This is a genomic window from Acinetobacter lwoffii (assembly GCF_024129855.1).
Lineage (GTDB): Bacteria > Pseudomonadota > Gammaproteobacteria > Pseudomonadales > Moraxellaceae > Acinetobacter > Acinetobacter lwoffii_L.
This window is the reverse complement of the sequence record NZ_JAMXXC010000001.1, coordinates 157,884-179,133: the sequence shown is the minus strand read 5'-3', so window position 1 is coordinate 179,133 and position 21,250 is coordinate 157,884. Positions and strand designations below refer to the sequence as shown.

21 protein-coding genes are annotated in these 21,250 nt (G+C 43.8%); 12 read left to right on the top strand and 9 right to left on the bottom strand.

Annotated features, from left to right (window positions below; translation table 11 throughout):
* Positions 1-57 precede the first annotated feature (57 nt).
* Positions 58-2,484, top strand: a complete 2,427-nt coding sequence (lon, locus tag NI465_RS00785; protein ID WP_004279497.1) for an endopeptidase La — start codon at positions 58-60, stop codon at positions 2,482-2,484.
* A 72-nt stretch (positions 2,485-2,556) separates the two neighbouring features.
* Here lon and NI465_RS00780 read toward each other — a convergent pair whose 3' ends face one another.
* Complete coding sequence (locus NI465_RS00780; RefSeq protein ID WP_253143907.1) at positions 2,557-3,489, bottom strand: M28 family peptidase; 933 nt, start codon at positions 3,487-3,489, stop codon at positions 2,557-2,559.
* A gap of 167 nt (positions 3,490-3,656) precedes the next feature.
* On the opposite strand from NI465_RS00780, the gene rlmH reads away from it, so the two are divergent.
* From rlmH to NI465_RS00765, 3 genes are all read left to right on the top strand, one after another.
* Positions 3,657-4,139, top strand: coding sequence for a 23S rRNA (pseudouridine(1915)-N(3))-methyltransferase RlmH (gene rlmH, locus NI465_RS00775; RefSeq protein ID WP_004646335.1), 483 nt, complete (start codon positions 3,657-3,659; stop codon positions 4,137-4,139).
* A 110-nt stretch (positions 4,140-4,249) separates the two neighbouring features.
* On the top strand, positions 4,250-5,026 hold the full coding sequence (locus NI465_RS00770; protein ID WP_253143905.1) for a DODA-type extradiol aromatic ring-opening family dioxygenase: 777 nt from the start codon (positions 4,250-4,252) through the stop codon (positions 5,024-5,026).
* A 127-nt stretch (positions 5,027-5,153) separates the two neighbouring features.
* Positions 5,154-5,927 carry an META and DUF4377 domain-containing protein gene (locus NI465_RS00765; RefSeq protein ID WP_253143903.1) on the top strand — a complete coding sequence of 258 codons (774 nt, stop codon included), beginning with the start codon at positions 5,154-5,156 and terminating at the stop codon, positions 5,925-5,927.
* 71 nt (positions 5,928-5,998) lie between these two features.
* Here NI465_RS00765 and gdhA read toward each other — a convergent pair whose 3' ends face one another.
* On the bottom strand, positions 5,999-7,342 hold the full coding sequence (gene gdhA / locus NI465_RS00760) for an NADP-specific glutamate dehydrogenase (protein WP_004646331.1): 1,344 nt from the start codon (positions 7,340-7,342) through the stop codon (positions 5,999-6,001).
* 349 nt (positions 7,343-7,691) lie between these two features.
* Here gdhA and NI465_RS00755 point away from each other — a divergent pair, with 349 nt between their 5' ends.
* The gene (locus tag NI465_RS00755) at positions 7,692-8,483 is read left to right on the top strand and encodes an RnfABCDGE type electron transport complex subunit B (protein ID WP_005104626.1); all 792 of its coding nucleotides are present in this window, start codon (positions 7,692-7,694) and stop codon (positions 8,481-8,483) included.
* 3 nt (positions 8,484-8,486) lie between these two features.
* Positions 8,487-9,200 carry an endonuclease III gene (nth, locus tag NI465_RS00750; RefSeq protein WP_085064790.1) on the top strand — a complete coding sequence of 238 codons (714 nt, stop codon included), beginning with the start codon at positions 8,487-8,489 and terminating at the stop codon, positions 9,198-9,200.
* A 117-nt stretch (positions 9,201-9,317) separates the two neighbouring features.
* On the opposite strand, the gene NI465_RS00745 is transcribed toward nth, so the two are convergent.
* The 4 genes from NI465_RS00745 to NI465_RS00730 all read right to left on the bottom strand — a co-directional run bounded on the left by NI465_RS00745 (position 9,318) and on the right by NI465_RS00730 (position 12,254).
* Positions 9,318-9,530 (bottom strand): hypothetical protein, encoded by a 213-nt coding sequence (locus tag NI465_RS00745; protein WP_004279489.1) that lies wholly within the window; start codon positions 9,528-9,530, stop codon positions 9,318-9,320.
* A gap of 88 nt (positions 9,531-9,618) precedes the next feature.
* Positions 9,619-10,278 carry an adenylate kinase gene (gene adk / locus NI465_RS00740; protein WP_004279488.1) on the bottom strand — a complete coding sequence of 220 codons (660 nt, stop codon included), beginning with the start codon at positions 10,276-10,278 and terminating at the stop codon, positions 9,619-9,621.
* Positions 10,279-10,353: 75 nt separating this feature from the next.
* Positions 10,354-11,670 (bottom strand): DUF445 domain-containing protein, encoded by a 1,317-nt coding sequence (locus NI465_RS00735; RefSeq protein ID WP_004279487.1) that lies wholly within the window; start codon positions 11,668-11,670, stop codon positions 10,354-10,356.
* 65 nt (positions 11,671-11,735) lie between these two features.
* On the bottom strand, positions 11,736-12,254 hold the full coding sequence (locus tag NI465_RS00730) for a hypothetical protein (protein WP_253143901.1): 519 nt from the start codon (positions 12,252-12,254) through the stop codon (positions 11,736-11,738).
* Positions 12,255-12,492: 238 nt separating this feature from the next.
* On the opposite strand from NI465_RS00730, the gene mrdA reads away from it, so the two are divergent.
* The gene (gene mrdA / locus NI465_RS00725) at positions 12,493-14,544 is read left to right on the top strand and encodes a penicillin-binding protein 2 (protein WP_253143899.1); all 2,052 of its coding nucleotides are present in this window, start codon (positions 12,493-12,495) and stop codon (positions 14,542-14,544) included.
* A 2-nt stretch (positions 14,545-14,546) separates the two neighbouring features.
* Entirely contained in the window at positions 14,547-15,104 is a 558-nt protein-coding gene (rsmD, locus tag NI465_RS00720) for a 16S rRNA (guanine(966)-N(2))-methyltransferase RsmD (RefSeq protein ID WP_004279484.1), read from the top strand.
* Positions 15,105-15,191: 87 nt separating this feature from the next.
* Here rsmD and NI465_RS00715 read toward each other — a convergent pair whose 3' ends face one another.
* Positions 15,192-15,404, bottom strand: coding sequence for a hypothetical protein (locus NI465_RS00715; RefSeq protein WP_005104632.1), 213 nt, complete (start codon positions 15,402-15,404; stop codon positions 15,192-15,194).
* Between the two features lie 246 nt (positions 15,405-15,650).
* Between NI465_RS00715 and NI465_RS00710 the strand changes: the two genes are divergently transcribed.
* The 3 genes from NI465_RS00710 to NI465_RS00700 all read left to right on the top strand — a co-directional run bounded on the left by NI465_RS00710 (position 15,651) and on the right by NI465_RS00700 (position 17,708).
* A complete protein-coding gene (locus NI465_RS00710; protein WP_071850603.1) occupies positions 15,651-16,385 on the top strand; it encodes a sulfite exporter TauE/SafE family protein in 735 nt (244 codons plus the stop codon).
* A 100-nt stretch (positions 16,386-16,485) separates the two neighbouring features.
* Positions 16,486-17,247, top strand: coding sequence for a 3-oxoacyl-ACP reductase (locus NI465_RS00705; RefSeq protein ID WP_071850602.1), 762 nt, complete (start codon positions 16,486-16,488; stop codon positions 17,245-17,247).
* A 134-nt stretch (positions 17,248-17,381) separates the two neighbouring features.
* Positions 17,382-17,708: a hypothetical protein gene (locus NI465_RS00700; RefSeq protein WP_071850601.1), complete on the top strand. Its 327-nt coding sequence runs from the start codon at positions 17,382-17,384 to the stop codon at positions 17,706-17,708.
* Positions 17,709-17,779: 71 nt separating this feature from the next.
* Here NI465_RS00700 and NI465_RS00695 read toward each other — a convergent pair whose 3' ends face one another.
* Positions 17,780-18,328, bottom strand: coding sequence for a 1-acyl-sn-glycerol-3-phosphate acyltransferase (locus tag NI465_RS00695; RefSeq protein WP_004730226.1), 549 nt, complete (start codon positions 18,326-18,328; stop codon positions 17,780-17,782).
* A 363-nt stretch (positions 18,329-18,691) separates the two neighbouring features.
* On the opposite strand from NI465_RS00695, the gene NI465_RS00690 reads away from it, so the two are divergent.
* On the top strand, positions 18,692-19,858 hold the full coding sequence (locus NI465_RS00690) for a hypothetical protein (protein WP_180049623.1): 1,167 nt from the start codon (positions 18,692-18,694) through the stop codon (positions 19,856-19,858).
* A 38-nt stretch (positions 19,859-19,896) separates the two neighbouring features.
* Here the strand turns inward: NI465_RS00690 and NI465_RS00685 are convergent, their stop codons facing one another.
* Positions 19,897-21,051 carry a LuxR C-terminal-related transcriptional regulator gene (locus NI465_RS00685; RefSeq protein WP_253143897.1) on the bottom strand — a complete coding sequence of 385 codons (1,155 nt, stop codon included), beginning with the start codon at positions 21,049-21,051 and terminating at the stop codon, positions 19,897-19,899.
* Positions 21,052-21,250 lie beyond the last annotated feature (199 nt).

The window sequence follows — 21,250 nt, the reverse complement described above, 5'->3', positions numbered from 1 at the left end:
AATTACCCATCACTATTAAAAGCATGGCAACACCGTTGTCACTCATTAGGAGTGCTCATGTCTGAAATTATTATGAATCAAGAAACCTTAGAGCCTCAGGTTCCAAGTGTACTACCCCTTTTGGCGCTGCGTGATGTGGTGGTTTATCCACATATGCAAATTGCGCTGTTTGTCGGTCGTGAAAAATCGATCAATGCAGTTGATGTGGCTCGTAACAGTGACAATCTAGTATTTGTAGTTGCGCAAAAAGATTCGCTTACAGAAGAAATTGATCACGACAATTTATATCAATACGGTACTGTCGCGAAGATTGTGCAAGTTGTGAATCACGAAAATGATGAAAACTGTATTAAAGTCCTGATCGAAGGCCTGCACCGTGCCAAGCTGAAAACTATCATTGACGAAACTGAGTATCTGACAGCAGAGCATGAACTCAGCCCAATGACGGTGAGCGTCGATGCAGACACCCAAGCTGTGCGCTTGCAGGAATTACGTGCGCTTTTCGCTCAATATGCAGAAGCGAAACTTCGTAATGCGCGTGAACTGATCACCGCAGCCAACAAAATTGAAGATCTATTACAGTTATTGTTCTTCGTCGCAACCCGTGTTCCCTTGAATATTGATGTCAAACAGAAATTCCTGGAACATGACGAATTCGAAGCGCATTTGACTGAGCTGATGACTTATCTATTGCAACAGTCTGAAGAACAACAGATTGAGCAAACCCTGCATGATTCTGTTAAACGTCAGATGGAAAAGAACCAGCGCGAATATTTCCTGAATGAAAAAATGAAAGTCATTCAGCGCGAGCTTTCTGATATGAATGGCGGTGCGGAAGACGATGTCGCTGAAATTGAAAAACGTCTGGCTGAAGCAGATTTGCCTGAGCATGTACGTAAAAAAGCAGAAGCTGAATTCCGTAAATTAAAAGCGATGCAGCCTGCTTCAAGTGAAGCTGCTGTGGTACGTAACTATCTGGAAGTCATTCTGGATACACCATGGAATAAAGCCAGCAAAGTCAGCATTAACCTGAGCAAAGCACAGGAAATTCTGGATGCAGACCATTATGGTCTGGACGACGTCAAAGATCGTATTGTGGAATATCTGGCAGTTCAGTCACGCGTGAAAAAATTGCGTGGCCCGATTCTGTGTCTGGTTGGTCCTCCAGGTGTGGGTAAAACTTCACTCGGTGAATCAATTGCCAAAGCAACTGGTCGTGAGTTCGTGCGTATGGCACTGGGCGGCGTGCGTGATGAAGCGGAAATTCGCGGTCACCGTCGTACCTATATCGGTGCGATGCCAGGTAAAATTGTGCAGTCATTGACTAAAGTGGGTGTAAAAAACCCGTTGTTCCTGCTCGATGAAATCGACAAGATGGCGCAAGACTACCGTGGCGATCCGGCTTCTGCGATGCTTGAGGTACTTGATCCATCACAAAACAACAAGTTCAGCGATCACTATCTGGATTTGGATCTGGACCTGTCTGAAGTGATGTTTATCTGTACCGCGAACAGCATGAACATTCCTGAGGCCCTGCTCGACCGTATGGAAGTGATTCGTCTCCCGGGTTATACCGAAGAAGAGAAAGTCAATATTGCGGATCGTTACCTTGTTCCTAAAGCAATCAAGAACAATGGTCTACGTGCCAAAGAATTGACCGTGCATGAAGAGGCGATTCGTGACATCGTGCGCCGTTATACCCGTGAAGCCGGTGTTCGTAACCTTGAACGTGAAGTGTCAAAAATTGCACGTAAAGTGGTAAAAGAAGCGGTTAGCAAGAAAGCCAAAAACCTTCAGGTTGAAGTGACCGCAGGAAATCTTCCAGATTACTTGGGTCCACATAAATTTGACTACGGTATGGCGGAAGAAGAAGCGCAAATTGGCCGTGTAAATGGTCTGGCTTGGACTTCTGTCGGCGGTGAATTACTGACCATTGAAGTTGCAGCAGTCCCAGGTAAAGGCAAGTTCATTACCACCGGTTCTCTTGGCGATGTCATGAAAGAATCGATTACCGCTGCGATGACTGTAGTGCGTACCCGTGCGGATGAACTCGGCATCGAAGCCTCGCGCTTTGAAGAAACCGACGTGCATGTGCATTTACCTGAAGGCGCAACACCGAAAGATGGTCCATCGGCAGGTTTGGCTTTGACTACAGCATTGGTATCTGCTTTCACGGGTATCCCGATTCGTCCGGATATCGCGATGACAGGTGAAACCAGTCTGGGCGGTCGTGCGCTGCGTATCGGTGGCTTGAAAGAGAAACTTTTGGCAGCCCATCGTGGTGGCATCAAGCTGGTATTCATTCCACAGGAAAACGTACGTGACCTGGCGGAAATTCCAGAAAATGTCAAAGAAGGTCTAGAAATTAAAGCCGTAAAATCGATTGATGAGATTTTACCGCTGGCACTGACCTCTTTGCCAAAAGCCTTGGTTAAAGCACCAATTGTGAAAACCAAAGAAGAAGCGAAAGCAGCGCGTCATTAAGACTTGATGTTTCGTATAAAATACCCTGCTTCGGCAGGGTTTTTTATTGAGTTATTGAATAAAACAACTGAATTATGGCTGTAGTGCCATCGTAACCAATCCATCAATCACATGAGTCATCTTGTTCAGATCAAGCTTGTCTAAAGTATCCAATTCGGTATTGTAATAAGGATTACGATAATTCGCAGTATCGGTAATCAACATGGTCGAATAGTTGAATTTGGCATAATTCAGATAGCCAGAGAAATTCATATCCTGAGCAAAACTTGGGCTAACAAAGCGTTGACACTCCAGACGGTTAAAACGCTGCATGGCATCACAATAATCTCCAGTCAGGCCAGTTGAGGCTAAATGCCCAATCGCGGCAATAAAGTTACCATGTCGTGGATAAATCCACTTTAATCCCACCGGATAGCTCTGCACCTGATGTTCATCAAAATAACCAATCGAATCCAGAATCACCACGCCCTTAATTTTCTGCTTCTGCTTTTTTAAAGACTTGGCATGCATATAACTGCCCATATGTTCTGTCTTGAAAAAAGGCGGCTCTTCTAGCGTATAGAAAGCAAATTCGACATCATGTTGGAGCTTGGATTTTTGCAAAGCGAGTAGTCTTGCCGTTTCCAGTAAACCCGCTACCCCTGAGGCATTATTATCGGCACCTTTTTGGGTACTAAAGACATCATAATGCGCTCCCATCACCATTTTGGTCTTTGCTTGAGTATCCAAATTACAGATGACATTTCGGTAACTCAGGTTATTGACCACATAAACCTGAAACTGGCATGGAATACCAAAGCGCTGCATCTGTCCTTTAATCCAGGCAGATACCTGATTCAGCTCTTTCAGATTTTTATAATTTCGGTATTCATCGACACTCATGATCTGGCTAAAAAATAATTCCAGATGAGAAACCTGAGCATTTTTGCTCGAATTGGCTGCACAGAAACTAGGCCCCATGAGGCCTATCAGTAACAGCAGCACAGTACAACATCCTTTTATCATGACACTGTTCCGCATTTATTATTATTCCATTCCTTTATCAAGCGGATACTTGAACTAAGGACATTAAAGCAACACTAAATCTCTCATTTCAATTTCAATTTGTTTCCCTGCTCAACTTCATGTTGTTTGATCGTTATAATGAGGTATCCAATTATTGATCTGTCTGTATGAAAATCCGTATCCTGACCATTGGTCAAAAAATGCCAGCGTGGGTGCTGACTGGTTTTGAAGATTATTTCAAACGTATTCAGCCTTTTGTACAGACCCAGATTATTGAACTGCCGATGGCCAAGCGCGGGAAAAATGATTCTGAAGCGGATATTCTGAAATACCGCAATATTGAGGGCGACAGCATTTTAAATGCGCTCAAGCAGAATGAAACCCTGATTGCACTAGAAGTGGGCGGACGCGAATTCAGTACCGAGAAACTGGCTGAAACCATGAAAGGCTGGATGCTGGAAGGCAATGATGTAGCACTTGCAATTGGTGGACCGGATGGTCACTCAGAAGCCGTGCGTAAAGCTGCTGCATGGCACTGGTCACTTTCCAAGTTAACTCTGCCGCATCCTCTGGTACGTGTGATGCTGATCGAGCAGCTTTATCGTGCCATGAGCATCAATAACAACCATCCTTATCACCGAGCAGGCTAATGATTTTGCTGAAGCGTTCTTTATATGCAACGTTTTGTTGAATAATCTCTTCTGCTCTTATTTCTATTTTTCATGCATTATTGAGGCATCTTCCAGATGTGGTTTGACTTATGAACTTACAAACGTTGCCCGGCTTATTTATTTCTCATGGCTCTCCTATGCTGGCGCTGAATCCTGAGCAAGTGGGTCCTGCCTTGCATCGTTTGAGCGAAAATCTGCCACGCCCGGAAGCGATTATTGTGATGTCTGCGCATTGGGAAAGTGATGCGTTGGAAGTCAGTAGCGCAATTCGCCCAGAAACTTGGCATGATTTTCGTGGTTTCCCGCCTGAACTTTATCAATTACGCTACCCTGCACCGGGAAATCCTGAATTGGCCGAGAAAGTCTTAGGCTTGCTGGCCAATGCCGGCTTTTCTGCACATGCCAACAGTACTCGTCCGCGTGATCATGGTGTATGGATGCCGCTGCTACATATGTATCCAGATGCCAACATTCCCGTGATAGAAATTTCCTTACCCATGTCGATGAGTGCGGATGAAATTTATCAGATTGGTCAAAGCCTGGCACCTTTACGTGAACAACAAATCCTGCTGATTGGTTCGGGCAGTATTACCCATAACTTACGGGAACTGTCTTGGGATGGAACGGCTGCTGATGTACCCGAATGGGCTTCTGGCTTTCGTAATTTTGTGGTGCATAAACTGACACATAGTGATTATGACGCCGTACTGGACTGGTCCAATATTCCGCATATGGCGCGGAATCATCCAACACTAGAACATTTTGCTCCGATTTTCTTTGCGATGGGCACAGGTCAGCGTTTTAGTCTGGTACATAGCAGTTTCACCATGGGTTCACTCGGTATGGATATTTACCGCTTCGATTAATCTTGCTTCAGCGCTAAAATCTTAATGATGGATACATTTTGCAACTCAAAGCTGCGAAATGTATCCATATTTTTTTGCAATACATCCATTATTATTGTTTGAACTTTATATACTTCATTATAAGTCCATGAAATTAAAATTTATTGTGCTGGCATTATTGCCTTTAACTTTTGCAGGCTGTCAGTCCAGTGATATTCAACGAGCTGGAGATCTTGCGGTGGCCACCATCCAACAAAAAAATGCAGATCAGATTCTTCCAGCCTATTACTGGGAACTGAATCGTGGACTAGAACGACCCGTTGTACTGAATTTCAACGCTCAAGGCCGGCTGAGCGCCGTGACGGGCTGTAATGGACTCGGGACGACCTGGTCAGTCAAAAACAATATCATCACCACCAGCGAAGTTATAGGCACTGAAATGGCCTGTGATGCAGCATTGATGGAGCAGGAACGTTTTGTCAGTCAACTTTTACAGAAGCGTGACATTCCTTTTACGCTCAATACCACAGATCCTGACAAGCCGACCCTGACGTTGATGGCCGCAAATGGTCAAACCTATGAATTTATCGGGAAAATGACTCCGGAAACCAAATACCAAGGACAGGCTGAAACAATTTTTCTGGAAATTTCCCCCGATACCAAACAATGTACCGGCGTAACCCAACAAAGCTGCTTGCAAGTCAAAGAAGTGAAATATGATCAGAATGGCCTGAAAACTCAGGTCGATAAGGACTGGACTTTATTCTATGATCAGATTGAAGGTTTTCGGCATTCACCAAATGAACGGCAGATTATTCGGGTCAAACGTTTTGAAATTAAGCATCCGGCAGCTGATCAATCGAAATATGCCTATATTTTTGATATGGCGGTTGAGCGTGAATTAGTTAAGGGTGCTCTCTAAGACTAAAAATACCAGATACAAAAAAACCGGAGCAACAGCCCCGGTTTTTTTCAGCTTAGACTAAGTCAGACTTAGAATACGCCTTGAGCAAGCATCGCATCAGCAACTTTTACGAAGCCAGCAATATTTGCACCGTCTACATAGTTCACAGTACCGTCTTCCTTAGTACCGAATTTCACACAGTTACGGTGAATTTCTTTCATGATTGCGTGTAAACGCTCATCAACTTCTTCGAAAGTCCAGCCTAAACGCAATGCGTTTTGAGACATTTCCAGACCAGAAGTTGCCACACCACCTGCATTTGATGCTTTACCTGGCGCATAAAGAATTTTCGCTTCAACGAATTTCTCAACCGCTTCAAGCGTAGAAGGCATGTTCGCACCTTCAGCCACACAGATTACACCGTTTGCAAGAAGCTGAGCAGCGTCGTCTGCATCAAGTTCGTTTTGAGTCGCACATGGCAATGCGATATCACACTTGATACCCCAAGGACGTTGTCCTTCAAGATATTCGAAACCATGTTTAGACGCGAATTCTGAAATACGGCCACGTTTTACATTTTTAAGTTCCATGACTTCAGCAAGAAGCGCCTCAGTGAAACCGTCTTTAACGTGAACTGTACCGGCAGAGTCAGAAAGTGAAACCACTTTCGCACCGAGGTACATTGCTTTTTCAGCAGCATATTGCGCAACGTTACCAGAACCTGAAATCGCAACGACTTTATCTTTGAAGCTTTCGCCACGAGACTTAAGCATTTCCTCCGCGAAATACACAGTACCGTAACCCGTTGCTTCCGGACGTGCCAATGAACCACCGAAAGTTAAACCTTTACCAGTGAATACACATGCCGTATCGTTACTTAATTTTTTCATCATGCCGGCCATGTAGCCCACTTCACGACCACCTACACCAATATCACCTGCAGGGATATCTGTGTTCGCACCAAGGTGACGATACAGCTCGATCATTAAAGCCTGGCAGAAACGCATGATTTCGCCTTCTGATTTGCCTTTAGGGTCAAAATCAGAACCGCCTTTACCGCCACCCATAGGAAGTGTGGTTAAAGCATTTTTAAATGTTTGCTCAAAGCCTAAGAATTTTAGGATTGAAAGATTCACTGAAGGGTGGAAACGCATACCACCTTTAAATGGACCGATCGCTGAGTTGTACTGTACGCGGAACGCACGGTTTACTTGAGTCTGACCTTGGTCATCTACCCAAGAAACTCGGAACTGGATCGCACGTTCTGGCTCAACTAGACGTTCTAGTAAACCATGTGCTGCGTATTGTGGGTTCTTTTCAATGAACGGCCACAAACTGGTCATCACTTCTTCTACAGCTTGAAGAAATTCTGGTTGATGTGCATCACGTGATTTTACGTAATCTAGGAACTCATTAAGTGTGTTGTATTTCAACGCTTAATCCTCAGCAGAAAATGGATCAAAATTGGTCAAATTTACAATCAATGTTAAATTTTGGCGCAAAATATTAAATATCTTTTGTAACTAATCTACAATACTTTTTTTGAAAATACTTTAAAATTAATTTGATAACAAATATTTATATTGATTATGAAAATTTTTTCTATGTCAGGAAATGCCAATCGAATCAAGGCTTAGATTCAGATTTATGCCTAATAATAAGGCACAAGTTGACCCTTAATTGCGCACGACTTAGGAGTTTAAAAATATGTTAAAATTGATGAATCGACATATTTTGTTTCACTTACTGTCTCATGCTTGCCATGAGTAACGCTGGTTATACATGAATTCGCCCATTTCTCTGGTCCAATCGATTGACGCTTTACTCCCTCAAACCCAATGTGGACTCTGCGGTCATCGTGACGGATGTTTACCTTATGCCCAGTCGATTACTGAGGGGGAAAATGCCAATAAATGTGTGCCGGGCGGACAGCCTGTTGCCGATGCTTTGGCTGCATTATTAAATCGTCCTAAACTTCAAGCTGAAGAAAGTGTCTGGCCAGTTCAAGCCGATGGTCGTCCTCAGCGCATCAAAGCCGTAATTCGTGAAGATGAATGTATTGGCTGTACCAAATGCATTAGCGCCTGCCCGGTCGATGCAATTATTGGTTCCGGTAAACTGATGCACACCATTCTGACCGATCTATGTACGGGCTGTGAGTTATGTATTCCCCCCTGTCCGGTAGACTGCATCGATTTGGTTGAAGATCAACAACCCTTGCCGACTGAAGCACAGCGTCTTGCGGAACAGGATGATCTGCGTCAGCGTTACTATGCGCACATCCAGCGTGAAGAAAAACGGCGTACCGATCGTAAGGGACCTGTGGTCCGTGCAGAAATTGATACTGCCCTGTTTGCCCGTTTCTCTGCTTTAAATGAGCAACTTCCTGTGATTGAAGTCGCGAGCAAGCCAGAGAATGCACCTGTTGCTTTCGATTCCAAGACCACGATTGAACTGGCAAAACTACGTACCCAAATTAAAAAACTGGAAAAACAGCTTTCGGTTCGTGAAGATGCCCGAAAACGCACCCAACTGGAAGAACTGACACAGCAATTACAGGCTTTACAGGGATAGAACATGACCACAGCAAAGGCCAAGCCCGTTAAAAACATGACCAAAAAGCAGATTCAGACCTTTTTTGAACGCCTGCGTGAACAGCGGCCTAACCCAAAAACTGAGCTAAATTATTCCAATCCCTTTGAATTGCTGGTCGCGGTCACGCTCTCTGCTCAAGCTACCGATGTCAGCGTCAACAAAGCCACAGACAAACTCTTTCCAGTCGCCAATACACCGGAAGCCATTTATGCGCTAGGTGTGGACGGCTTGAAGGAATATATCAAGACCATTGGTTTATATAACTCGAAAGCGGTCAACGTGATTAAAGCCTGCGAGATGCTGATTCAGAAGCACAACAGCATCGTACCGGACAATCGTGCAGACTTAGAAGCCCTGCCGGGTGTAGGTCGTAAAACGGCGAATGTGGTACTGAATACGGCCTTTGGTCAGCCGACCATGGCGGTTGATACCCATATTTTCCGGGTAGGTAACCGTACCGGACTAGCGGTTGGCAAAAATGTGTTGGAAGTTGAACACCGTCTGGTCAAAGTCATTCCCAAGGAATTTATCATTGATTCACATCACTGGCTGATTTTACACGGTCGTTATACGTGTATTGCGCGCAAACCGAAATGTCATGAATGTGTAGTATCCGATGTGTGTAACTGGCCGGATCGGTTTGAATTTGGTGCAGCCCGCCCGATTGCAGTGAAAAATATTGAGCTTGCGGAATAGAACGGCGCGATCAAGCTGGAATAAAAAATAGGTGACCAATGTGTCACCTTTTTATCGACTATGAGAAGAGTGCTTTTCGTTCAAACCAAATTCTTAGCTGAGCTGAACTATTATGGATTATTTATCCTGATCTTGTTCAGCCTTTTCCTGCTGCTTGCGCTGTTCAAGTTCGGCTTGTAATTTTGGATGGAGCTGGCGCTCAGGTCGCTTTGCTGCATTTTCAGCACGTTCTTCCTGACGTACTTTGTTGAGCATTTTAAAACTGAAATAGAACAGACCTACCAATACTGCCAGAAAGACTACCATCAACACCAATACGCCAAATTTCATAGCAACAAGTACCCTGTTCAAATACGCAATAAAAAAGAGCCCTAATATGACTTAGGGCTCTCCGATTGTCAAAATCATCGTCAGCCGATTATTTTGCCTGATCCAGAATCGCGAAAAGATCAGTTTGAACTTCATCGATTGGACGTAAACCATTTAGCTTGTCATAAGTTGGTGCATTTTCACCAGACGCTGCACGGCCTTGGTAGAAACCAACCAGTTGCTCGGTTTCAGTATGGTAAGAACCTAGACGCTTACGAATGGTTGCTTCCTGGTCATCAGGACGTTGAACCAGATCTTCACCCGTTTCGTCATCTTTACCTTCCACTTTTGGCGGGTTGTAAACGATGTGATAGACACGGCCAGATGCAGGATGCTGACGACGGCCAGAAAGACGTTGTACGATTTCTTCATCTGGTACATCAATTTCAATCACGTGATCAATTGCAATGCCTTCTTTTTCCAAGGCTTCTGCTTGAGGAATGGTACGCGGGAAACCATCAAAAATGCAGCCGTTTACACAGTCAGGTTGCGCAATGCGCTCTTTCACCAGACCAATGATCAACTCATCAGAAACCAAACCGCCATTGTCCATGACACTTTTAGCTTGTAGACCTAATTCAGTTCCTTCACGAATTGCAGCACGGAGCATATCACCGGTTGAAATTTGTGGGATATTGTAGCGCTTACAGATCAACTGAGCTTGTGTACCTTTACCTGCTCCAGGTGGTCCGAGTAAGATAATGCGCATATATAAACATCCTCATTTAAACAATATGTATGACGCCACGACCACAATCACCCGATTGTGTCCCCCGACATCTCATTATAAGAAAGCCACAAACAAATGGATTAAACCCGCGACAAAACCGGTTACCCCACCCAATAAAATCAGAATCCATTCATCTTCCTGAAATGCAGGACGTAAAAGATTCTGAAACTCCTTCGGAGTCAACTCACGTATGCGGTCTCTAAACATTTGATAGATTTTCTGTGCACGGCTCGCATTAAATGCTGGGTCGCATACAGGTACCATCGTAATTTCAATCGAGCGATCGATCAAGTCCGTCTTGAGTTTTGCATACTCTTTTGGTCCTAAAGACAGCTGTAAAGAGGTCCGAACCAGGGGTGTTTCCATAATTTCATTAATATGACGTTTGATAATGCGGCGGGTTTTGTCTTTTCTGCCGCCATACATCATCTCGGTCATGATCGATTTTAACGTAATCAGGTCTTCTGTGACTACACTTGCGAAGACGTCAGAGACTTCATCCTGACGTTTCATAAATGCGCCTTGTATGTTATAGGTGCCGATACGAGGAATCACCGGCTTAATCCACGGAAACTTGCGATTTGTGGTACGGGCAAAGAATTGCGGGTACTTTACTGGGTGGGGATAGAGTGGGTTGAATACCATCCAGATCGCGATCCAGTTGGTCAAAAAGCCCCAGATCGCAGCCCAGAACGGTACAGTCCAGTGCCACGGCACTACAAACCAGACAATCATCTGGAAAATCCCAAAGAACATCCCGATGAGGGCACTGATATGCCAGATAAAATTGATCTCTTTTTGACCCACCTTCAGGAACATACGCACCATCAAGCGACGGTCGCCTTCCATCTGGCTCACTACCATTTCACGCATATCTACAAGTGACTCGACGTTCATGGTCAGCTCAGTCACTAATTCACGCAAAATTGCCGGCATTTGTTTTTGTGCTTGTGCATAAATTCTGCGCTTAATAGCAAAAGGTAGGTTTTCCCAGAGCACCGCATTGCGATCCATCATCACTTCATCAATCAGGTGTTCCAGTTCGAAACCGACCTGCTCGCCAATGATGCGTGCCATATCATCCGGATCCATCGCCTGTAAAAATTCGCGGATAGAGCCTAATTTTGACAGTGTGTTATCGGTAATAATGCCTGAAATACGTCCAGCTTTGCGTGGCACAATCCCTTGCCAGCCCACAGGTAAAGGCCCGAGATGGAAACCCCAAAAATTGATCGGATAAAAGACCATTTTCAGTGCCATCCAGACGTGAGCCCAGGTTACAAATGCAGTCACTGGAATAATGCTGAGCACGGCCCAAAAATCCGGGCGGTTTACAAAGGTTTGCCACAACTCGTTGACGTACTCAAGCATGCATAACTTCCATATTTAATTTTTTGTTCACAGAATACACATATTAATAAGGTCGAATATTTTGTCTATAAACCGATACTTAAAGTATAGGAAAATTGTAGCCGGGGTTCTGTTTCAACCACAGCACGACCATTTCGGTCTTCGAGTTTCTCTCCGGCACCGATCCCGATACTAAAACTGCTGATCCGTTCTGAACTAAGCAAAACATAGGCCAAATCAACGCCAGCACCTAAACGGCCTTCATACTCGCCATCAACCTGTTTGCTGTCGATATGACCGGCATAAACCCCGACATAATAACCATTTTTGTCTTTGCCGGTGAGATGTGCAGGATAACGAAAGCCTGCCTGACCGCCAATCGTACGATCATCATCCAGAAAAACACCACCTTTCACATAAGCAATCCCATAAGGGTTCACCCATTCGGTATTTAAATGCAGTAATTTCTGGGTAAAACCAACACCCACATTAAAGGCTTTTGCCTGAGCAGGCTCTATTTTGGTTGCAGTATTATTAATCTGATCATGTGCATAAGCTCCGTTCGCCCACAATGCAAACGCTAACAAAGGGTAAACCTTGTTCATTCCTTCACCATCTTCCTTAATTATAGTTTTTGGTATAGTCCTATTTTTATTAGATTTTACTCTAGCAGAATTATCACAACTCTTATATACAGCACTTTACAATTTTAATGTCTGCAAAGTCAAAGCTTAAAGGAACAGATTGCAAGGGCAGTTTTTCATTATCAAATCAAGTGCAGTTGCGTTAGAATACTCCACTTTGATTCTTTTCTACCACTCTCAGGTCTTAAGTCGATCGCGTATGAAGCAGCACTTTCCTTTAAAAAATGCACAACAAGAAAAGCGCATCTATCGCAGTCGAGTCTTGATTTCCATGGGTATTGTCATTTTCTTCATGCTGCTGCTAGTCAGCCGCTATGCCTATTTGCAACTGTTCAACTTTGAAAGCTTTACTACAGCTTCTGATGAAAACCGGATTCGTCTGCAACCCCTACCACCAGCACGCGGTTATATTTATGACCGAAACGGCGTTCTGCTGGCCGATAACTATCCGGTATTTACTGCCACTTTAAGTCGTGCCGATGTACAGGATATCGATCAAACGCTCGAACGCCTGAAACCGATTCTGGAACTGACCGAAGAGGATCTTGAACGCTTTCAAACCCGGATTAAAACAGCGCGTAAAACCGAACGGGTTTCAATCAAGCTCAATCTGAACGAAAATGATATTGCCCGTTTTAGTGAAGTGAAATATCAGTTTCCGGGCGTGAATATTGAAACCCAGATGACCCGCTACTACCCGCATGGTGATCTGTTCGCGCATGTGATTGGTTATGTAGGGCGAATTAATGACAAAGAACTTAAAGCTATTGATAAGGATCTGTACGCCGGAACCAACCTGATCGGAAAGATCGGGGTGGAAAAATCCTATGAAGAGCTGCTGCATGGTGTGCCGGGAAATGAATCAGTCGAAGCAGATGCCTTTGGTAATGTGCTGCGTCATTTGGGCCGTAAAGATCCGGTGCGTGGTAATGATCTGTTCCTGTCACTGGATTACGGTTTACAGGTAGTAGCTTCGGAGCAACTGGCCGGGCGTCGTGGCGCGATTGTGGCGATGAATCCTAAAACCGGAGAAATTCTGGCGCTGGTCTCCAGCCCAAGTTTTAACCCGAATCTGTTTGTGACTGGGATTAGCACCAAAGATTATTCCTACTTACGTGATAACCTTGATCAGCCGCTATATAACCGGGCGGTTCAAGGAACTTATCCTCCAGGTTCGACCATTAAACCGATGTTTGGCCTGGGTGGCCTTCATTATGGCCTGGTCGATTGGGATACAGCAATTTCCGATCCCGGCTATTTCACACTTCCGGGCGATTCGCATAAATTCCGCGACTGGAAAAAGTCAGGACACGGCGTAGTCAACTTGCATAAATCGCAAGTGGTCTCCTGTGATACTTATTTCTATGTCATGTCCTACCGTATGGGTATTGAAAAAATGAATACCTGGATGCGTCAGTTTGGCTTTGGTGAAAAAACCGGCGTGGACTTACCAAGTGAAAGCTCAGGACTGTATCCAAACCCGGAATGGAAGATGCGTACCCGCAAGGCTAACTGGTCACGTGGTGAAACCATTTCCGTCAGTATTGGTCAGGGTGCTTTTACTTCAACCCCATTACAACTGGCTATGGCCACAGCCATTACCGCCAATCATGGCAATAAAGTCATTCCCCATGTTCTGCGTGAAAGTCGCGGTGCCAAACCGTTCAAGGTGCACAATGGCACGCATGGCAAGATCGATTTTAATGGTCAGGAAGAAGACTGGATCAAGATGCGTGATGCGATGGTGGACGTGATTCAATCCGGTACAGGCCGAGGCATCAAAAGCGGCTTACAATATTCTATTGCCGGAAAAACCGGTACGGCACAGGTGAAAAGTATTGCTCAAGGCAAGCGCTATAATGAATCCTTATTGACTGATCGTCAGCTGGATCATGGCCTGTTTGTCGGTTTTGCACCTGCTGAAAATCCTGAAATCGCGATTGCAGTTATTCTGGAAAATGGTCGCGGTGGTAGTGCCGCAACGGCTCTGGCCCGTCCAATTTTTGATTACTGGTTACTGCATAAAGATAAAAATCCGGTACGCCCACAAGGCCACCAATTAAGTGGTGGTCTGATGACGGCCGGAATCAAGCCAGCTGAATTGCCAAGTGGTGCAGGCATGTTGAGTCAGGATGCAGCATCTAGTGCCGTTCCAGCCAGTGACCAGCCCGACAATGCTGCTCCGACTTCTGCAAATACGGCTGCATCTCCCGCAGCAACACCTGCTCCGACACCGGTAGAGCGAGATTAAAGATGAAAAACCAGCTTCGAATTATTGGTGGTGACTGGAAACGCCGCCAACTGCCTTTTGCCAGCATTGAGGGTTTGCGCCCGACGCCTGACCGTGTTCGGGAAACACTGTTTAATTGGCTGATGTGGGATGTACAAAATGCCCAGGTGTTGGATATTTGTGCCGGTTCTGGGGCATTGGCGTTTGAGGCATTATCGCGTGGTGCTGCATCAGTGGTGATGATTGAGCCGGATCGTACTCAGGCACAATTTCTGACCCAAAATCTGGAACTTTTAAAAGTCACCAAAGCACGTGCACAATTAAAAGTGGCTACGGCGCAGCAAGCTTTGTCTACCCTTCAGGCACAGTTTGATCTGGTTTTTCTAGATCCGCCATATAGCCTGGATTTATGGGAAGAACTAGCGCTAAAGGCAGATCCTCTGATCAAGGACAATGCCTATATTTATGTAGAAGCAGACCGTGATTTACAATTACTTAAATTACCGTCCTCATGGCGTTTAATTAAAAATACCAAAGCCGGTACAGTTCGTGCGGGGCTTTATCAAAAAAGTATTTCTTGATTTAAATTGTTTTGAAGAGCCATTAAAAAAGGATTCCTCAGTGGAATCCTTTTTGTCATTGTAGTCAGTCAAATTTAAAGACTGTGATTAACGATCACGGCGCCAGTCGCGGTTATCTCGGTCACGTTTCCAATCCCGATGATCTTTATGGTCCTTATTTTTCCAGTCATGATCTCTGTGGTCTCGATCATAATGTCCATTACGATCTCTGTTGCCACGATAATCATCATCCCAAGGATCAACCACACAACCGGTTAATGACACAGCCAATACAGAAAGTAATATCACTTTTTTCATCATGTCCATCACCTCTTACTGCACTCTGTCAGTATCAGGCGAGTTCATGGAGAGTGAACGGAGCCATTGTTGCACTCTTGTAGAGATTTATGCATGTTTTATGCATGGCCGTAAACCTCTTTTTTCTTAATTAGCATGCATGCTTTTATGAGAATTTGAACTTTCATTTGCATAAATCCAGCTAAATGGAAGCTTGGCTTTTGTTTAAATCTTGAGAATACTGCTGCCTTTGCTTATGACCTGATCTTTATGACTTGGCTGTTATTTATTCTTGGTGCAATGGTCGCAGGTTTTGTCCAGGGGCTGACCGGCTTTGCCTTTGCCCTGATCGCCATGTCTTTCTGGGTCTGGGTGCTGCCTCCGCAACTGGCCGCGCCCTTGCTGGTATTTGCCTCGATCTGGAGTCATGTGATTTCACTCAGTCAGGAAAAAAAGCAGCTAGTTTTATCCAGGCAGTTGGTGCTGCCTTATCTGATTGCTGGTCTGATTGGCGTGCCGCTGGGTACTTATCTGTTGCAGATCATTCAAGCAGATACCTTTAAGATGATCTTGGGATTTTTTCTGGTACTGTGGTGTCCGGTGATGCTATTCAATCCGCAATTCAAAACAATTCAGCATTCAGGAAAATTGACTGATAGCTGCATCGGTTTTATTGGCGGAATTTTAGGAGGACTGGGCGGTTTTTGCGGTGCCATTCCTTCGGCCTGGGTGATGTTAAAACAATTACCCAAAACCCAGCAGCGCTATATTTTACGGCACTTTAATTTTGCAATTCAGCTTTTCACGCTGGGTACTTATGTATGGCAAGGCCTGATCAATCAAAGCCATTTACCCTATATGGCCTTGCTGATTGTTTTTGTGAGTATTCCGGCAATTTTAGGCGCAAAGCTATTTTATAAAATTTCAGAATTACTGTTTAAACGCGTGATCTTAAGTTTACTCTTGAGCGCAGGCTGTTTTCTATTAGCGCCCCAATTCATTTAAGCACAAGATCAAGCCGAATCTGTCTTCCCCCCGCCAAAGCTTGAATCCGGTGAAATAACTGCTATGTTAAGGCCAATCTTTCACAATATAGATCATCATTATGCAAATTCGTGATCAGATTGTTCTTGTTACGGGCGGTGCGCGTGGTTTGGGTTTGGCCATTACTCAAGCTTTACTGGCTGAGGGTGCGCGCGTGGTCGTCAATTATCATAGCAGTCAGCAGCAAGCTGAACAGCTGGCCCAGCAACATCCAGACCAAGTCTTTATTTATCAGGCAGATGTGACCCAAGTTGATCAGGTACGCGCGTTATTTGCCGCGGCTAAAACCCATTTCGGTGAAGCAATTCATGCTGTAGTCAATAATGCACTGATTCAATTTGAATTTAATGGCGATGCACGCCCTAAAGTAGAAACGCTGACTTGGGAAATGTTGCAACGGCAATTTAGCGGTGCAGTACAGGCTGCCTTAAATACCACACAAGCCGCTCTGGATGATATGAAACAGGCAGGGTTTGGCCGGATCGTGAATATTGGTACAAACCTGGTGCAAAATCCGGTGGTTCCTTATCATGACTATACCACCGCCAAAGCTGCATTATTGGCCTTTACCCGCACCACGGCGCAGGACTTGGGACAATATGGCATCAATGTGAATATGCTCTCTGGTGGCCTGTTACAAACCACGGATGCCAGTAAGGCCACACCTGACATTGTCTTTGACCTGATTGCTCAATCGACGCCTTTACGCCGCGTGATTACACCCGAAGAATTCGCTGCTGCAATCCTGATGTTTTTGTCACCTTATTCACGTGCTGTCACAGGACAAAACCTAATTGTAGATGGCGGCTTGGTTAAAGGTTAGATGTTTAGAGAATGGACTTGGATTTTCAAATTCTGTTGTTCTATTTTTTAACCATTTGGTAGATTAAAAAGGTTTTGTGACCGGGTTTTACTTCTACAATAGTGCGCTCCCATAAAACCTTTAGTCTACTTTCCATGAAATTTATCACGACATTGCTCAGTACCTTGCTACTAGCAGGTTGTATGTCCAGCGATTTGAAGAAGTCCGAACAATTACTGCAAAATTTCCATTGTGCCAAGGTAGATACCGCCCAAATGCCACATAGCAGTATGACCGACTATTATCAGCAGATGTTGTATAGCAGCAAATCCAAAGTCGAATCTTATATCAAACAGTATCATCAGGGTGAAGAGTTATTTGACCTGCCATTGCATGAAGTGGTGGAACAGCAATATGATCTGTATAAAGATGCCTGCCAAAATCTGGGTGGAATTTTGCCGACTTCTGAACATGCCTCTTAAGTCTGTCAATCTTCATGATGATTAGGCAATAAAAAAGCAGGAGAATTTTCCTGCTTTTTTTCAACTCAATTTTAATTCTGATAATAGCGCTGATCTACACTAAAGCATTCAGGGAATTTTGGCTGAATCTCTGCATAAAATGCCATGATTTCTGCCATGTCTTTTTCATAATCCCCTGTCGGATAAACAATTTTACCTACACCAGTTTTCTTCTTCTCATAATCCATATAGGCCAATGCAATCGGCACACCTGCATTAATCGCGACATGATAAAAACCTGTCTTCCACTGTTCCTGTTTAGCACGAGTCGCTTCTGGCGTGACCAGCATCACCAGTTTAGGATGGGTCTTGAATAATTCCGTCATCACCTGAACCATACTCGGACGAGGCTCCCCCGGCTGTTTAGGACGGCGATCGATCCCGATACCGCCCATAGCACGTACAAAAGGTCCAAATGGCAATTTCATATAACTGTCTTTAATGGTTAAGCGAACATTCACACCTAATGCTTTTAAGGCCAGTCGCGCATACAGTGCATCCCAATTACTGGTATGAGGAGCAGCAATCATGACACATTGGTCTAAATCTAGGGGCCAATGGTTATCAATTTCCCAACCCATCAGCCTCAGGCTTTGTTCTGCTAACTTCTCAAACACGTCACGCACCAATTCTATTCAAAATTGCGCGAATTTTAGCAACCTCGGCAAATATAGATAGTGCTCTATGATCAATAAATAAACAGTTAATCTATATTTGTATAATTAGAATTTTTAAATGAATAGTTGATTATTTTTGCCACCTTTCAACTTATCTCATACATCAATTTACGGATAGTTAAGATTGCTTCCCAATATAAATAGGAATTTCTTTCTAATTTAAAGGATTCATGCATTAAAAAGCTCTTAACCTCCTCATTTTGGGATATGGCAAATATAAGGGTCTTTTTATACTGAATCCACATTATAAATTTCAGGAAGATTCTAATGAAAAAGACTTTACTTTGTATTGCTTTAGCAGGGTTACTTAGTGCCTGTGGTGGTTCGGATGATAATGCCAGTACACCTCCAGCAAACAATGTTGGCACCCAAACCGGCGTACTGACGGACGGAATCATTTCAGGGGTGACCTATATCACCAGTAGTGGTGCAACAGGAGTTACCAACGAAAAAGGAGAATTTAAATTTAATGATGATGAAAAAGTAAAATTCTTTATTGGGGGTGTACAACTCGGTGATGAAATTGAAGCAAAGGAGCGTATCACACCATTAGATTTAGTCGAAAGTGAAAATGCGCGTATCAACCTTATGGTTTTTTTACAATCCTTAGATGGAAAAGGTGATCATAGCGATGGCATTCAGATTAGTGATGACACTAAAACAGCCTTCACTGCTGTAAAGCTTAATTTTAACCAAAGTACCACCGACTTCGTAAATGAAGTTGTCACCAAAACAGCCATCACACCAGATCAGTTGATAACACCAGAAAAAGCTTCAGAAAACTTCCAAGCGACCTTCTACAAAGATATTGCCGGCACTTGGGAGATTAACCGTACCGATAACACTGCTGTGTTGATTCACATTTTGGAAGATGGACGCTATGCACTAGGTGAAGCAGAAGCCAAAGATGAGAGTGGTCAAGCAGGCATTGAAATGGGCCGCTTAAAATGGAATGCAACAACAACCGTGATTGAACCGGAAATCCTGCATGATACCAATGGTGAATGGGGACTTTCACATCCTGCCGAGAATAAACCTTATTCTTTAAACTTTAATGGAACTCAATTAATTCTTACTGAACCCGGCGTTAGTACTGAATACCGTTTAAATCGAGTTAAGCAGTCTAATAGTCTCGTCGGCACGTGGCGACTCAATGAAACACATCTATTTGCTTTCTTTGATAACAACTATTATTTCTTCCTAGACACTGAAGGTGGAGATGACTGTGGTTGGCCAGGGATTGAATATGGCAAATATACATTGTCAGCAAATACTCTCACCACAACCGAGGTATTATTCGATACCAACGAGTGTGGTGGATTACAAGATAGTTCAAATGGCAGTAAGACAATTGCAAGCATCAATATATCTAACAACAATCTTATCTTACATCCGCAAGGTGAAGATCCTGTAACTTTACAACGTGTTAAATAACCCATATAAACCGGCTTGAATATGAAATTCAGGCCGGTTTAATCAATATGTTCAAATTGAATGGTACAGCCTATCAATAAATGCATCAGTTCGATTTGCGAACAACATTGGGTTTTTTCATAAATATTTTTAAAATACGTCCGTACCGAACTCAGCGTAATGCCACACTGTTCTGCAATATCTTCTATTTTATAACCATTAATTAATAACTCGCATAAATCAAACTCTCGTTTGGAAAGCTGGTAACACTGTTGTAGGTAAGCTCTTGACAGGGAATAATGCTGGTTTTTATCTGTCATAAATAAGGCAATCTGATGCTGAGCAGACTGTAAATGTTGCATATTTCTTAATTTCTTAAAGGGCACCACCGTCAGCATGAATTGTGAGCCTGCCCCATCACTCAACGCCAAGACTCCACCCACCTCAGTCTGAATGGTCGTATCTTCCAGCAAAGCACTTTCTAATAGCTGATCAAAACGTATCTGCTGAGCATAATTGGTTTTTAGACGGTTATGTATATCCAGATCCAGACATGAACTTTGATCAAGCATCTTTTGCGCAACAGGATTGGAATAACTTAAACACAGGTTTTGATCGAGCAGTACAATTCCGGTTTTTAAACTGTCCAATACGGTATACAAGCTTAAATTATCTTGCTGAATCAGGTTGATTTGCCGGTGAATTTGCAAAGCCCGGCGTAAATGAATACTGATACGTCTTAGAAAATCCAGCTCAGGCTGTTCAAAAGGCTGTACTTCAGGTGCACGATGAATACCCAGTACTGCCCAACGATAATTTCCCCGATCCAGCAATACGCCCGCCAGATAAGATACACCACCAGGCTTTAAAAACTTCTCATAGAAAACATAATGATCCGTACCCGGCTGTTCTGCATAGTGCTGACAGTTATGACTCAATGCATCGCCCATCTCGATCGCATTCCATAATGGCATATGCAGTTTCATATCAATCACTCTGATACGCTCATCTTGATAAGCGGCCAAACTTTCATTCGGGATATTGTGCGTATAGACAAAATCATAGCCTGGATTAAGCTGATCCAGACCGGTAAAAATTGCACTCTTACTTTTAGTATAGCTCACGATATCTTTGATCACGTCCAGCCACAAAGATGGCAATACAGCAGCGTCATAAATTTTTGCAATCAGATTATTTTCTTGTTCTAATTTCATTATTCCCTCCGCATTATCATTATTTTCTAATCATAGCGTTCAGAATTGGTTAACGAAACAGCATAAAGTGACTTTAAACTTGGCTAAAAATTCTTAAATCCTGCTCACTTATCAATAACTCTGGCCTGATTCACCTAATGAATCAAACTTTAACAAGATTGCCCTATTTATCTGTACTGACTACTTTTAATGTAATTCA

Excerpts from the sequence above, each read along its gene's own strand:
- NI465_RS00710 (WP_071850603.1), top strand. The coding sequence starts at position 15,651 with ATGACTTGGCTGTTATTTATTCTTGGTGCAATGGTCGCAGGTTTTGTC.
- nth (WP_085064790.1), top strand. The coding sequence starts at position 8,487 with ATGACCACAGCAAAGGCCAAGCCCGTTAAAAACATGACCAAAAAGCAG.
- NI465_RS00765 (WP_253143903.1), top strand. The coding sequence starts at position 5,154 with ATGAAATTAAAATTTATTGTGCTGGCATTATTGCCTTTAACTTTTGCA.
- NI465_RS00685 (WP_253143897.1), bottom strand. The coding sequence starts at position 21,051 with ATGAAATTAGAACAAGAAAATAATCTGATTGCAAAAATTTATGACGCT.
- NI465_RS00690 (WP_180049623.1), top strand. The coding sequence starts at position 18,692 with ATGAAAAAGACTTTACTTTGTATTGCTTTAGCAGGGTTACTTAGTGCC.
- NI465_RS00705 (WP_071850602.1), top strand. The coding sequence starts at position 16,486 with ATGCAAATTCGTGATCAGATTGTTCTTGTTACGGGCGGTGCGCGTGGT.
- NI465_RS00755 (WP_005104626.1), top strand. The coding sequence starts at position 7,692 with ATGAATTCGCCCATTTCTCTGGTCCAATCGATTGACGCTTTACTCCCT.
- NI465_RS00700 (WP_071850601.1), top strand. The coding sequence starts at position 17,382 with ATGAAATTTATCACGACATTGCTCAGTACCTTGCTACTAGCAGGTTGT.
- NI465_RS00780 (WP_253143907.1), bottom strand. The coding sequence starts at position 3,489 with ATGATAAAAGGATGTTGTACTGTGCTGCTGTTACTGATAGGCCTCATG.
- NI465_RS00745 (WP_004279489.1), bottom strand. The coding sequence starts at position 9,530 with ATGAAATTTGGCGTATTGGTGTTGATGGTAGTCTTTCTGGCAGTATTG.
- NI465_RS00730 (WP_253143901.1), bottom strand. The coding sequence starts at position 12,254 with ATGAACAAGGTTTACCCTTTGTTAGCGTTTGCATTGTGGGCGAACGGA.
- NI465_RS00715 (WP_005104632.1), bottom strand. The coding sequence starts at position 15,404 with ATGATGAAAAAAGTGATATTACTTTCTGTATTGGCTGTGTCATTAACC.
- lon (WP_004279497.1), top strand. The coding sequence starts at position 58 with ATGTCTGAAATTATTATGAATCAAGAAACCTTAGAGCCTCAGGTTCCA.
- NI465_RS00770 (WP_253143905.1), top strand. The coding sequence starts at position 4,250 with ATGAACTTACAAACGTTGCCCGGCTTATTTATTTCTCATGGCTCTCCT.
- NI465_RS00735 (WP_004279487.1), bottom strand. The coding sequence starts at position 11,670 with ATGCTTGAGTACGTCAACGAGTTGTGGCAAACCTTTGTAAACCGCCCG.
- NI465_RS00695 (WP_004730226.1), bottom strand. The coding sequence starts at position 18,328 with ATGGGTTGGGAAATTGATAACCATTGGCCCCTAGATTTAGACCAATGT.
- rlmH (WP_004646335.1), top strand. The coding sequence starts at position 3,657 with ATGAAAATCCGTATCCTGACCATTGGTCAAAAAATGCCAGCGTGGGTG.
- adk (WP_004279488.1), bottom strand. The coding sequence starts at position 10,278 with ATGCGCATTATCTTACTCGGACCACCTGGAGCAGGTAAAGGTACACAA.
- rsmD (WP_004279484.1), top strand. The coding sequence starts at position 14,547 with ATGAAAAACCAGCTTCGAATTATTGGTGGTGACTGGAAACGCCGCCAA.
- mrdA (WP_253143899.1), top strand. The coding sequence starts at position 12,493 with ATGAAGCAGCACTTTCCTTTAAAAAATGCACAACAAGAAAAGCGCATC.